General features: G+C 62.0%; 8 protein-coding genes and 1 pseudogene. 4 read left to right on the forward strand and 5 right to left on the reverse strand.

Translation table 11 applies throughout. The features are described from left to right. Positions 1-219 precede the first annotated feature (219 nt). The gene (locus tag LJ656_RS09515) at positions 220-864 is read left to right on the forward strand and encodes a helix-turn-helix transcriptional regulator (protein ID WP_230509030.1); all 645 of its coding nucleotides are present in this window, start codon (positions 220-222) and stop codon (positions 862-864) included. A 619-nt stretch (positions 865-1483) separates the two neighbouring features. On the opposite strand, the gene LJ656_RS09520 is transcribed toward LJ656_RS09515, so the two are convergent. From LJ656_RS09520 to LJ656_RS09540, 5 genes and pseudogenes are all read right to left on the reverse strand, one after another. Then, on the reverse strand, positions 1484-2230 hold the full coding sequence (locus tag LJ656_RS09520; RefSeq protein ID WP_230509414.1) for a glucose 1-dehydrogenase: 747 nt from the start codon (positions 2228-2230) through the stop codon (positions 1484-1486). Positions 2231-2389: 159 nt separating this feature from the next. Beyond that, a pseudogene (locus LJ656_RS09525) lies at positions 2390-3030 on the reverse strand (HD domain-containing protein). A 90-nt stretch (positions 3031-3120) separates the two neighbouring features. Further along, on the reverse strand, positions 3121-4590 hold the full coding sequence (locus LJ656_RS09530; protein WP_230509031.1) for a catalase: 1470 nt from the start codon (positions 4588-4590) through the stop codon (positions 3121-3123). A gap of 388 nt (positions 4591-4978) precedes the next feature. Continuing rightward, positions 4979-5911 carry a helix-turn-helix transcriptional regulator gene (locus tag LJ656_RS09535; RefSeq protein ID WP_230509032.1) on the reverse strand — a complete coding sequence of 311 codons (933 nt, stop codon included), beginning with the start codon at positions 5909-5911 and terminating at the stop codon, positions 4979-4981. Positions 5912-6146: 235 nt separating this feature from the next. Beyond that, on the reverse strand, positions 6147-7625 hold the full coding sequence (locus tag LJ656_RS09540) for an efflux transporter outer membrane subunit (protein WP_230509033.1): 1479 nt from the start codon (positions 7623-7625) through the stop codon (positions 6147-6149). 98 nt (positions 7626-7723) lie between these two features. On the opposite strand from LJ656_RS09540, the gene LJ656_RS09545 reads away from it, so the two are divergent. The 3 genes from LJ656_RS09545 to LJ656_RS09555 all read left to right on the forward strand — a co-directional run bounded on the left by LJ656_RS09545 (position 7724) and on the right by LJ656_RS09555 (position 12634). Then, positions 7724-8341 carry a TetR/AcrR family transcriptional regulator gene (locus LJ656_RS09545; RefSeq protein WP_230509034.1) on the forward strand — a complete coding sequence of 206 codons (618 nt, stop codon included), beginning with the start codon at positions 7724-7726 and terminating at the stop codon, positions 8339-8341. Between the two features lie 76 nt (positions 8342-8417). Continuing rightward, on the forward strand, positions 8418-9539 hold the full coding sequence (locus tag LJ656_RS09550) for an efflux RND transporter periplasmic adaptor subunit (RefSeq protein WP_230509035.1): 1122 nt from the start codon (positions 8418-8420) through the stop codon (positions 9537-9539). Continuing rightward, positions 9536-12634 carry an efflux RND transporter permease subunit gene (locus LJ656_RS09555; RefSeq protein ID WP_230509036.1) on the forward strand — a complete coding sequence of 1033 codons (3099 nt, stop codon included), beginning with the start codon at positions 9536-9538 and terminating at the stop codon, positions 12632-12634. Before LJ656_RS09550 ends, LJ656_RS09555 begins: the two co-directional genes overlap by 4 nt. The last annotated feature ends 527 nt before the right edge of the window (positions 12635-13161 follow it).

The following is a 13161-nucleotide window of genomic DNA, read 5'->3' on the forward strand; positions in this document are numbered from 1 at the left end:
TTGCCGATCACGCCATGCCGCCGGAGCAATGACAAAGGCTGTCCGCCGGGATGCCGCGGTGCTTGATCTCCAGGCGAGCTGATTCAGTCGCTACGCGTCCGGGTCGTCCTGTCATCGAGCAGAAGTACCGCTTCGCTCGTGGCAAAATGCCGGGCATTCCCGGACCTTCTAAACCGCCCACCCAGGTGGACTTTCAGAAAGCTGCAAGCATCTACTTCTATGCGAAAGCCCAAGACAACGGCCGCACGCCGGCTACTTCTGGATCGCTACAGCCGTGTTGCCGATGGCATTGCGCTGCTGTTTTTCCCTTACGTCGAAATCGTGATTCATGACCTGCAAAGTCAAACGATTGCCTATATCGCCAATAATCTGTCGAAACGGGAACTCGGCGACGACTCCGCTCTGGAAGAGATCGATCATTCCGCGGAGTCCGGTACGGTGGGGCCGTATGAAAAGGTCAATTGGGATGGAAGGCGGATGCGGTGCGTCAGCACGGTGTTGTTCGACGATACCGCCAGCGCTGTCGGCGTGATGTGCGTGAATTACAATATCGCCGTCTTCGAAGACATCAAACATGTGATCGATCGCGTAATCTCCGGCGCCGGCGTGGTGAAACAGCCTGAGGAACTATTCAAGGACGACTGGCAGGAACGCATCAACACGTTCCTTCACACGTGGCTCCAGGAACGTCAGTTGGCGCTAAATTCGCTGACTCGCGACCATCGTCGCGAGATCGTCGAAGCGTTGTGGGAAGAAGGAGCATTCAAGGGGAAAAGCGCTGCAAACTACGTGGCGAATGTGTTGGGGATGGGACGAGCCACCGTCTACCAGCATATTAAAGACTTGCGAGACGCGGACACCTGAGACTAGCTGAACAATTACGACACACATCCGATGGCAACGCTGACCGAGGTTGTGCCGGAGTGGCCGTTATGGAACTGTAGGCGGCCGTCGAAGGCTTGCACCGTATCGTGGAGGGGAGTGCGCAATTGGCCGAGTCGAGGCAGTGCCGACCGCAATTGGCTTGCCGCAAACCGGTCGTTGACCAAGGCGCGTGAGACCTGCGGCATCCAACTGGACGACGACCTCGACCGTCCGATCATGGCCCGGTCACGGTCCGACGCCGGTCGCACGGTGTGCTTACCAGAGATCGGGTGGAGTCGGACCGTCATCGACCCATAACTGCCTCTGCGTCAGAAAGTTCCGAGTGACCGCAATTGAGCAGGGAAGAGACTCCCAACCGCACGATCTTGGCGGCCTGCTGACGGCGAAGCACCTCCCCCTTCCCCCGCAGACCTGTCGGGCAGAAAGAGCAGCGTTTGAGAAGGTGCCGAACTGGCGGCGTGTGCGCATTCCGCGTAGGACCGTCAGGTGGAGGCTGCTGCGTCTCGATGCAAACCAGCACGTCGGCTGCTACCGAACGTGCCGGTCAGTCTCTCAGCAGATCGCCCACCAGCCGGCTGGCTGGCGGTACCCGCAAATCTCACCGCATCCCGCCACTCGCGATGATATGTTCGCCCGTCAACCACTTTGCGTCGTCGGAGGCGAGGAAGACGGCAATCGATGCCACGTCGTCCGGGCGGCCCACGCGTCCGAGCGGCGTCTGGCTCACCGCTGAACTCTCGAATTCCGATCCGATGACCCCGGCGCTTTGGGCGCCTTCGGTCACGATCACGCCGGGATTGATTGTGTTGACACGAATCTTTCGCGGGCCGAGTTCGCGTGCGAGCGCGCCGGTGATGGAATCCACCGCGCCTTTCGTGCCGCTGTAGACGGCGGTCGTGGCCGGCGTGAGCGTCGAAACGACCGAGCTGACATTGATGATGCTGGCGCCTTCGCCGAGATGTTGAACCGCAGCCCGCGTGGTGAGCAGCACACCGAGCACGTTGATGTCGAACTGTTTGCGGTAGTGCGCTTCCGTGAACGCTTCGATGGGCGCGAACTCGTAGACGCCCGAGTTGTTCACGAGGATGTCGAGTCTGCCATACGTTTCGATTGCCGCGTCGACGATACCCTTTGTGTCGGCGGCCTTCGACACGTCGCCGCCCACGGATATCGCCTTGCCTCCGGCCGTGGTGATGGCGGACACGACCTCATCCGCGCCGCTCTTGCTGCTCGCGTAATTCACAACGACCGATGCGCCTTCTGCCGCGAGCGCCTTCGCTATGGCGGCGCCAATTCCCTTCGATGCGCCGGTTACGACGGCCACTTTCCCTGCCAGCTTGCCCATGATGTTCACCTCAGTGTGAATAACTGCGTTGATATAAACCGGCATGTCGTCTTGCACGACACAATCGCCGGTGTTTTCTGCGGAAGCGGACCTGCGTGTCGTCGCGATCGGTAAGCGCGGTGCGACTGCGCGGGTATCGATGCGCAGGACAGGCTTTCTTTATCCCGGCCACGACGAATTGCGGATTACAGAGCAAAAATTCCCGCTGTGGAAATGCGGTTCCTTGTCGGCGATGACGTCGGCTTTCACGTTGCCGAAGGTTGTCTCCGGTTTGTGTTTGATGCCGTCGTAGAAGGCCTGAATGATTTCTTCCTTGAAGTGTGTGGGGCGCGGATGCGCGTGCGTCACGGCTTCGCGTTCCTCGGGGGAAAACTCGTGGTACGTGAGTCCGAGCACATCCATTTCGACGCCGGCCGTCACGAGCGCGACGATCGGGTGCATATGACGCGGAATGCCAGGCGTGGTGTGCAACGCGATGGCGGTCCAGACGAGGTCGATGTCGCCCGCCGTGATGCCTCGGGCTGAGAGAAAGTCGCGAGCCGCATTGGCTCCGTCGACTTCGAATCGTTCGGTGGCGCTGCTGTACGCACTGGCGAGCCCCACGTCATGAAACATGGCGCCCGCATACAGCAGTTCCGGATCGAATTTCAGGCCACGGCGCGCGCCTTCGAGTGCGCCGAACAAATACACGCGGCTCGAATGATGAAAAAGCAGAGGGGGGACGTGTCGCGCACGAACTCCGTAATTTCGCGTGCAAGCCGACTGTCGGGCACGGCGACATCCTGAATAAACTGTGACATGACGTTTCTCCATCGAGAGGTGAGCGCAAAGTTGAGCCGTGAAATGAGCGCACGTCGGCCCCCGTTCCGACGTCGCGCGCGAATGGCCTGCTACTTCGTTTCAGTTGTCGCCGCGAGCCGGGCCAGCGCCTCCCGAACCCCCGCTCCGTATGCAGGGTCTGCCTTCGAACAATTAAGAACGTGGCGTTCCTGGATCGACGCCTGAACGGAGGCCATCTGGCGAGCGGTGTTATCGAACAGCACCTGCTGCTGCGCCGCGCTCATCAAACGAAACAGATCGCCGGGCTGCGCAAAATGATCCACGTCCACGCGATGGTCCCAGTGAGCAGCGTCGCCTTCTATGCGCAGCGGCGGCTCGTGAAGCTCGGGTCGCACTTCCCACTCGCCGACACTGTTTGGGTAGTAAGAGGGCGTGCCACCGAGGTTGTCGTCGGTGCGCATGGCGCCGTCGCGGTGGTAGCTGTGTACGGGGCACTTCGGCGCGTTGACAGGAATGTGATTGAAGTTCACGCCGAGCCGATATCGTTGCGTGTCGCCGTAAGAGAAAAGGCGCGCCTGCAGCATCTTGTCCGGCGAAAAGCCAATGCCCGGCACGACATTCGCGGGCGAGAAGGCGGCCTGTTCGACCTCGGCAAAAAAATTACCGGGATTGCGATTCAATTCGAGCACGCCCACTTCGATCAACGGGAAATCGCGTTTCGGCCAGACCTTGGTGAGATCGAACGGATTGAAGGGCAGCGACCTGGCTTCATCGTCGGTCATTACCTGAACGAAGAGTGTCCAGCGCGGAAACTCGCCACGCTCGATGCTTTCGTAAAGATCGCGGCCATGCGTTTCACGGTCCTTGCCCACGAGTTGTTCGGCTTCGCTATCGGTCAGGTTCTCGATGCCTTGCTGCGTGCGGAGGTGAAACTTCACCCACGTCCGGCGATTCTCGGCATCGAGCAAGCTGAACGTATGACTGCCGAATCCGTGCATGTGACGATAGCTGCGCGGAATGCCGCGATCGCTCATGACGATCGTGACCTGATGCAGCGCTTCCGGCAACAGCGTCCAGAAGTCCCAGTTGCTGTTTGCGCTGCGCAGTCCCGTGCGCGGGTCACGCTTGATCGCGTGGTTGAGATCGGGAAAGCGCAGGGGATCGCGGAAAAAGAACACGGGCGTGTTATTACCCACGATGTCCCAATTACCTTCTTCGGTGTAGAACTTCACCGCGAAGCCCCGGATATCGCGCTCCGCATCGGCGGCGCCGCGCTCGCCCGCCACAGTAGAAAAGCGCAGGAATACCGGCGTGGTCTTGCCGGTTTCCGAAAAGAGCTTCGCTTTGGTATAGCGCGTGATGTCGTGCGTCACCGTGAAGGTGCCGTGGGCGCCCGATCCTTTCGCGTGCATGCGACGCTCGGGAATGACCTCGCGGTCGAAATGCGCGAGTTTCTCGATCAGCCAGATATCCTGCAGCAGCGCGGGACCGCGCGGCCCGGCCGTTTCGATGTTCAGATTGTCGACAACGGGTGCACCCGTTGCGTGATCAAGACGCGTAGACGTATCGCGATTTGTCATGCCACGACTCCAGGAAGGTTGTGCGGGACCGGCGCAGCACCGTAGCGTTCCGGGCTGGCGGATGCGCGAGGCTTTGCGGGCAAATTAGCGTGCTGGTACTGCAGGAGCGGCGCGACGAAACCGGACGAAACTGCCGCACTGCAATGGCCACTCGATCAACGCGTGACGAGAGGCGGAGGCATCGACTTGTCGATGTGAGGAAAGCGTACCTGTTGGGTGCCAGATCGATCTTGGATAAAACCACGATTCGATGGACGAATCGTGGGCGATCGTGCGCACCGGAGGCACTCGCTGTTTTGCGAAGGTGAGGGGAATCCGGCGCGCTCGGCGTCGGTGAAAATCAAACGTGCGCGAAAGCATCGATAACGACGCTCGCGCATACCAGGCGCTATCGGTTCTGCTGCCGCCAGTCTTTCGGCCCGCATCCTTCGAGACGCGAAAACACCCGTGAAAAATGGCTCTGATCGAAAAATCCGCAATCCGATGCGATAGTCGCGAGGCTTGCCTCGGTTTCCCGCAACAGGGATTTCGCGCGCTCGATGCGTCGCTTGAGCAGCCACTGATGGGGTGTGCTCCCGGTGGTCTGCCTGAAGGCCTCTCCAAAATAGCTCGTGGAAAGATCGCACTGGCGCGCTAGATCGGCGATGGACGGATTGCCGTGCAGGTGCGCCGCGAAGAAGTCCTCGATGCGCCGCATCTGCCACGGCGCGAGTCCGGAGCGGCGTGGCCGGAGCGAAGGATCGGCGCGGCCATACCGCATGACGACGTGCTCGCAAAATGCGAGCGCGAGATAATCGACGAACAGCGCACTCGTCAGGTCGGGCTGTTGCAGAACGGCCTGCAGCGTGTGTGAAAGACGAAACAGCACCGGGTCGCTCGCGCCGAGATTCTGCTGCACCAGTCCGCCGATACGCCGCCGCTTCTTTTGATCGGTGAATTCTTCGATCGCGCTTTGCGCGAGGTAGAGCCGCATCGTGTCGAATGGCATGTCGAGACGGCGCGTCGGACTTGAGCGCAGATCGAGCAGATAACAGCTACCAGGTCTGGCCGACGCGGAAGCATCCAGGTCGCCGCTCGTATAACGGATGCCCGGATCAGGGCTCAAAATCAACGGCATCTGAAAGACAAACGCTTCTTCCGGTTGCGGCGTGAGCGAGCGCCCCGGTTGCGGACGGGTGTTTGTTAACCGTGTGAACGAGATCGGTTGCCCGTGGGAAAAAACACCGGCCCGCACAGTAGGCGCGTCACGCAACAGAAACCGTTTGGCGAGGACATCGTCTGCAATGGGTTGCCCGAAATCGACATGACTCTTGTCGTTCATTCATTGCGCCTTTGAGTGGGCCCGCGCAGGCGTTGCGTGCCCTTGCCAGGCGACCGGTTCACATGAAGACAGCCGTAATCTAGCGCAGTTCGGTGACTGCCGCGCGACCGGTGTCGTGACGTGTTGGAGTGTGTCCGTTGGTGGCAGCAAGCCGCGCTGCGATGGTGCAATTCACGCCGTGCAATCCCAGAATGTGCGCAGATTTCGTTGCGTGCTCCCGCATTGGGCGGATTTGTCAGCGCGAAGACAGCGACGTCGGCGTCTGGAGCGAATCCGGGTCCCAGCCTCCGCCGAGCGCCTTGAACGTCGATATCGCTGCACGCGCGGATTCCGTTTGCGCTTGTGCGCGCGCGTCGGCGGCCTGGAGCAGGGTTTCGTTGGCGTGCAATACGTCGATGAAGCTCGCCGCACCGCTTCGGTATGCGGTCATCGACGAATCCTTCGCTTTCGATAACGACGATTCCGCGTGCGCGAGCGTGGCCGCCTGTGACTCGCGATTCACCAATGAAGAGAGCGAGTTTTCCACGTCCTCGGTGGCGCGAAGGACGGACTGGCGATACGCCGCGAGCGCCTGCGCGTCGGCGCCTTTCGCCGCGTTGACATCGGCGTTGATGCGCGCGAAGTCGAACAGGCGCCAGCGCAGCCCAACGAGCCCGGCCGCCTGGCTGGCGCCGCCCGAGAACAAGGTGCCGGCCGCGGCCGAGGTCGCGCTGCCGAGGAAGGCGTTCAACGAGACCGTGGGGTAGTACTCGCTGATCGCCGCGCCAATGCGCGCGTTGGCGGCGGCAAGGTGGCGTTCGGCGGCGATCAGATCCGGACGCCTTTGCAGCAGATCGGCCGGCGTGCCCATGTCGGCGAGCGACGGCGCAACGGGGATCAAGGACGGTGGGCTCAACTCGGCGCGGTGTGTGCCCGGCGGCGTACCCAGCATCACGTCGAGGGCATTCGACGCCGCATCCAGCGCCGCGTCGAGCACGGGCACGCTGGCCTGAACCTGGTCAAGCGCGCCCTCCGCCTGCTGAACCTGATAGTCGGCGGCCGCGCCCTTCGAGTACAGGAGGTTCACGTCCGCAAGCAGCGTCTGCTGCGTCTGCACCTGCAGGTTTGCAATATCGAGGCGCGCCTGGAGGCCGCGTATCGTGACGTAGATATCGGCAGTCTGGGCCGCGACGGCGAGTCGTGTGGCGACTGCCGCCGCCTGCGTCGCCGAGTAGTCGGCCAGCGCGGCTTCACGCTGCCGCCGCAGGCCGCCAAAAATGTCGATCTCCCAACCGGCCTCCAGATTGGTCTCGTACTCGGTGCCCCAGCGCTCGTAGCCCGGCGTTGCATTGAGCAATTGGCCCACCGGCGTGTCGATCGATTGATAGGCCCGCGCCGCCGAGGCGGAAACCGAGGCCGAGGGCAGTAGCGCCGCGTTGGCCGTGCCGAGGCGCGCGCGGGCCTGATCGATTTGCGCCACGGCCTGAGCGAGGTCCAGATTCTGGGCCAGCGCCTGTGAAACGTAGTGCGTGAGCAGTGGGTCGTTGAAGCTTTCCCACCACGCAGACAGATCGGCAACCGGCGCTTTTGCCGCGCTGGCGGACGGCGGCTGTGTCACATAATGCTGCGCTAGCGGCGCATCCGGACGGTGGTAGTCGGGACCCACGGCGCAGGCCGACAGGACGGCGGCGCTGGCCAGGAGGTGGAGCGGAACAAGTGGGCGGCGCAAAGACATGATTATCTCGGGAGCGACAACGGGAAGGGTGATGTAGTGACCAATATACAATATGGTCACACGTTGTCAACTATCAGGTGAGCGACTAAGCTTGAGGCATGAACAAGCCCATCCCTTCCGCCTCCCCGTCCCGTGGCCCCTCGGACCACGAAGTGCGCGCCCAGATCGTCGAAGCCGCAACGGAATACTTCAGTCGCTATGGCTATGAAAAGACCACAGTTTCCGATCTCGCGAAGGAAATCGGGTTTTCGAAAGCCTATATCTACAAATTTTTCGACTCGAAACAGGCAATTGGTGAAGTCATCTGCGCCAATCGCCTTGCCGCCATGATTGCCGCCGTCAGCGCGAATGTCGACGACGCACACAGCGCGACGGAGAAATTTCGGCGCATGTTCAAGACGTTACTGGCGTCGGGTAGCCATCTGTTTTTCCAGGATCGCAAGCTCTACGACATCGCCTCTGTGGCGGCTGCCTCGCCCTGGCCTTCCGTCAAAGGCTATGAAGAACAGATTCGCCAACTCATCGCCGATATCCTGCGGCTTGGCCGGGCGACCGGCGAATTCGAACGTAAAACGCCAATGGACGAGGCGGTGAATGCGATCTTTCTGGTGATGAAGCCGTACTTCAATCCCTTGTTGCTCCAGTACAACCTGGATGCCGCGGAAGAGGCAACGGTCCAGCTCGCGAGCCTGGTACTCAGAAGTCTTGCTCCTTAAGTCTAATTGTGACTGTTGACTGATTTGGTCACTGGAATCAGAATGAGGCCTCCTGTTCTTTGCGAGGGGCGACCTCATGTTCCGGCACCATCATTTTGTCTACATACTGAGTCTGGCTTCGCTCGCCCTCGCGGCGTGCGGCGAGCGGCCGGCGACTGATCCGCGTACCGAGGCGCCGCTTGTGCGGACGAGCGCCATTCAGGCCGCGGCGGGCGCGAGCCGGTCGTTTTCGGGCGTCGTCGGGGCCCGCGTTCAGAGCGATCTTGGTTTCCGGGTTCAGGGCAAGGTCATCGAGCGTCTGGTCGATGCAGGTCAGGTGGTCAAGCGCGGCCAGCCGCTGATGCGTATCGATCCGATCGATCTGGGATTGCAGGCCCGCTCGCAGCAGGAACTCGTGGACGCCGCCCAGGCGCGCGCCACGCAGACGGCTGCCGACGAGGCGCGCTATCGCGACCTGGTTGCGGCGGGCGCGGTGTCTGCGTCGACCTACGAGCAACTCAAGGCGGCCGCCGATGCCGCCCGGGCGCAGCTCGTCGCGGCGAAGGCGCAGGCGGTGCTCGCGAGCAACGCGTCCGGTTACGCGCTGCTCGTTGCGGATGCCGACGGCGTGGTGGTCGAGACGCTGGCCGAGCCGGGCCAGGTGGTCGCGCCAGGGCAGATCGTCGTGCGGCTCGCGCATGCCGGGCCGCGCGAGGCCGTCGTCCAGCTTCCGGAGACGTTGCGTCCCGCACTGGGCTCGACGGCCGAAGCGACGCTGTACGGCGCTGGGATGAAGCCGGTGCCCGCCGCGTTGCGTCAGCTCTCCGATTCCGCCGACCGCCTGACGCGGACCTACGAGGCGAGGTACGTGCTCGAAGGCGCGCTGTCGAATGCGCCGCTCGGCGCGACCGTGACGCTCGATCTCGCCGGCGCTGCGAGCCAGGCGCAGGCCGCGATGGAGGTGCCGGTCGGCGCGTTGTTCGATCCGGGCACGGGCACCGGCGTCTGGACTATCGATCGATTGCAGTCGCGCGCGAGCTGGCACAAGGTTCGCGTCACAGCCTTGAGCGACGACACGGCGACGGTGATCGGCGATCTTCGCGACGGCGACCAAGTCGTTGCGCTGGGCGCCCAGTTGGTCCACGAAGGAGAACGCGTGCGCGTCGCCCGCGACGCGGTGACCACGGCGTCGACCTCCGGGGAAGGAGCGGCGCAATGAGCGGCTTCAATTTATCGGCGCTCGCGGTGCGAGAACGCTCGGTCACGCTGTTTCTGATCATTCTGATTTCCATCGCAGGCGTCGTTGCCTTCTTCAAACTGGGGCGGGCCGAAGACCCGCCATTCACCGTCAAGTCGATGACGGTCATCACGGCCTGGCCGGGCGCCACCGCGCAGGAAATGCAGGATCAGGTGGCCGAGCCGCTCGAAAAGCGCATGCAGGAATTGCGCTGGTACGACCGCACCGAGACCTATACGCGCCCGGGGCTCGCTTTCACGACCGTGACCCTGCTCGACAGCACGCCGCCCGCGGACGTGCCCGAGCAGTTCTACCAGGCGCGCAAAAAACTCTCCGACGAAGCGACCAGTCTGCCGCCAGGCGTGATCGGTCCGCTCGTCAATGATGAGTATTCCGATGTGACGTTCGCGCTGTTCGTACTCAAGGCGAAAGGCGAGCCGCAACGCCTGCTGGTGCGCGATGCCGAAGGCCTGCGCCAGCGGCTGCTTCATGTGCCGGGCGTCAAGAAGGTGAACATCATCGGCGAGCAGGCGGAGCGGGTCTACGTGTCCTTTTCGCACGACCGCCTCGCGACCCTCGGCGTGACGCCGCAGGATATCTTCGCGGCGCTGAATAACCAGAATGTGCTCACACCGGCCGGTTCGATCGACACGCAAGGCGCGCAGGTTTTCATTCGCGTCGAAGGCGCGTTCGACAAACTGCAGACCATTCGCGACACGCCCATCGTCGTTCAGGGCCGGACGCTGAAGCTCTCGGACGTGGCGACTGTCGAGCGTGGTTACGAAGACCCGGCCACGTTTCAGATTCGCAATAACGGCGAACCGGCACTGCTGCTCGGCGTCGTGATGCGGGACGGCTGGAACGGGCTGAGTCTCGGGCAGGCGCTCGACAAGGAAGTCGCGTCGGTCAATGCCGGACTGCCGCTCGGAATGAGTCTCACGAAGGTAACCGATCAGGCCGTCAACATTCACTCGTCGATCGACGAGTTCATGGTCAAGTTCTTCGTTGCGCTGCTCGTGGTGATGGTCGTGAGCTTCGCGAGCATGGGCTGGCGGGTCGGCATCGTGGTGTCGGCTGCGGTGCCGCTGACGCTCGCGGGCGTGTTTGTTGTCATGGCTGCAACGGGCAAGAGCTTCGATCGCATCACGCTGGGTTCGCTGATTCTCGCGCTGGGCCTGCTCGTCGACGACGCGATCATCGCTATCGAAATGATGGTCGTGAAGATGGAAGAGGGCTACAGCCGCGTTCAGGCGTCTGCGTATGCGTGGAGTCACACCGCTGCGCCGATGCTTTCGGGAACGCTGGTTACGGCCGTCGGCTTCATGCCGAATGGTTTCGCGCGTTCGACGGCGGGCGAATACACGAGCAATATGTTCTGGATCGTCGGCATCGCGCTGATTACTTCGTGGATCGTGGCCGTTGTGTTCACACCGTATCTCGGCGTCAAGCTGTTGCCCGATATTCCGGTGATCGAAGGCGGCCACGGCGCGATCTACAACACGCCGAATTACCAGCGTTTCCGCGTGTTCCTCGGGCGCGTGATTCGGAGAAAGTGGCTCGTCGCGGGAATCGTGGTGGGTTCGTTCATGATCGCCATGATGGGGATGGGGCTGGTGAAAAAGCAGTTCTTCCCGACCTCCGATCGCCCGGAAGTGCTCGTGGAAGTGCAGATGCCTTACGGCACGTCGATCGAACAGACGTCTGCGGCCACGAAAAAAGTCGAGGCTTGGCTCGCGAATCAGCCGGAAGCGAAGATCGTGACGTCGTATATTGGTCAAGGCGCGCCGCGTTTCTATCTGGCGATGTCGCCGGAGCTGCCCGATTCTTCCTTCGCGAAGATGGTGATCCGCACGAATGACGAGAAGCAGCGCGAGGCGCTCAAGTTCCGCTTGCGCAAAGTCGTCGCTGAAGGCCTGGTGCCCGGGGCGCAGGTTCGCGTCACGCAACTGGTGTTTGGCCCTTACTCGCCTTATCCCGTTGCGTTTCGCGTCATTGGCCCGGACGCCGGCACCTTGCGCACCATCGCCGCGCAGGTGGAGCGGACCATGGACGCCAGCCCGATGATGCGAACGGTGAATGCCGACTGGGGTCCGCGCGTGCCCACGGTGCATTTCACGCTCGATCAAAATCGGCTCGGTGCGTTTGGTTTGACGTCGAGTTCCGTCGCTCAGCAACTGCAATTCCTGCTGACCGGAATTCCCGTCACGCACGTGCGCGAGGACATTCGCTCGGTAGAACTCGTCGCGAGATCGGCGGGCGAGATACGGCTCGATCCGCAGCGTATCGAGGGATTTACGCTCATCGGCGCGGCGGGTCAGCGCGTGCCGCTCTCGCAGGTCGGCAAGGTCGATATCCGCATGGAAGATCCGATTCTTCGCCGACGCGATCGCACGCCCACGATCACCGTGCGTGGCGACATTGCGGAAGGACTGCAGCCGCCCGATGTGTCGACGGCGATGCTGGCGCAACTTCAGCCCATTATTGCGAAGCTGCCGGACGGATATCGGATTGAGGAAGCCGGGTCCATCGAAGAGGCCAACAAGGCGACGAAGGCCCTCGCGCCGCTGTTTCCGATCATGATTGCGCTGACGCTGCTCATCATCATCTTTCAGACGCGCTCGATTGCCGCGACCCTGATGGTGTTCGCGACCAGTCCGCTGGGTCTGATTGGCGTCGTGCCGACACTGCTGCTGTTCAACCAACCCTTCGGAATCAATGCACTGGTGGGACTGATCGCGCTCTCCGGCATTCTGATGCGCAACACGCTTATTCTGATCGGCCAGATCGAGCAGAACGCGCGCGAAGGCATGACGCCGTTCGACGCGGTGGTGGAAGCCACGATCCAGCGTTCGCGACCGGTGATTCTGACCGCGCTCGCCGCGATGCTCGCCTTCATCCCGCTGACGCATTCTGTGTTCTGGGGCACGCTAGCTTATACGCTGATTGGCGGGACGTTTGCCGGAACGATTCTGACGCTGGTCTTTCTGCCGGCGATGTATTCGATCTGGTTCAGGATCCGGCCCGAAGCCGGGGAGAGTCACTCCGCGCTCGAACCGAGTGCCAGTGCGATGACGTAGAGCGGCCCGCACCCGGGCGATGAGGGGTTCGCCCGGGGCCTGTCGATGCGGCTCGGCAATGAGGCGCTTGGCCCAGGGCGTGACGCGGTGTAGTGGGTTCGATTCTGTCTTCTGAGATTATTTAGACGACCGTCGTTTTGGCAGGAAATGCGAATCGACGTTCGGCCAATGGTACGTGAAGACTGCTGTCGGGCGCTGGTGATATCGCTTTCTGCCCGACTACGGCCCGATGTGCTTCGAGGATGCGAGGCGGCATCGAAGCAGGGCGACCGGCTGAGTGCGACCCGCTGAGGTCGCTTGACCTCACGCGACCGCATTGGCAGCTACCGGAGGCGAAGCGGTCGTTTGAATGACACTTTCCAAGCAATAGCGAACGTCGCTTCATGGCCGCACTGCGTCCCACGACCCCGCACCACAATCGTTTCCGGTGTGCGAATCACGCAAAACGCATAAAACGACCCATGGCAGCCCCCTGAAATGTCCGAAAGGAGACGTTCAACAAAAGAAAGGTATTGGATTCTGGTCCA

It is taken from the genome of Paraburkholderia sejongensis (genome assembly GCF_020880815.1).
Classification (GTDB): domain Bacteria; phylum Pseudomonadota; class Gammaproteobacteria; order Burkholderiales; family Burkholderiaceae; genus Paraburkholderia; species Paraburkholderia sejongensis.

Coding starts and splice junctions, on each gene's coding strand:
- LJ656_RS09545 (WP_230509034.1), top strand. CDS start 7,724: ATGAACAAGCCCATCCCTTCCGCCTCCCCGTCCCGTGGCCCCTCGGAC.
- LJ656_RS09550 (WP_230509035.1), top strand. CDS start 8,418: ATGTTCCGGCACCATCATTTTGTCTACATACTGAGTCTGGCTTCGCTC.
- LJ656_RS09515 (WP_230509030.1), top strand. CDS start 220: ATGCGAAAGCCCAAGACAACGGCCGCACGCCGGCTACTTCTGGATCGC.
- LJ656_RS09540 (WP_230509033.1), bottom strand. CDS start 7,625: ATGTCTTTGCGCCGCCCACTTGTTCCGCTCCACCTCCTGGCCAGCGCC.
- LJ656_RS09530 (WP_230509031.1), bottom strand. CDS start 4,590: ATGACAAATCGCGATACGTCTACGCGTCTTGATCACGCAACGGGTGCA.
- LJ656_RS09520 (WP_230509414.1), bottom strand. CDS start 2,230: ATGGGCAAGCTGGCAGGGAAAGTGGCCGTCGTAACCGGCGCATCGAAG.
- LJ656_RS09535 (WP_230509032.1), bottom strand. CDS start 5,911: ATGAACGACAAGAGTCATGTCGATTTCGGGCAACCCATTGCAGACGAT.
- LJ656_RS09555 (WP_230509036.1), top strand. CDS start 9,536: ATGAGCGGCTTCAATTTATCGGCGCTCGCGGTGCGAGAACGCTCGGTC.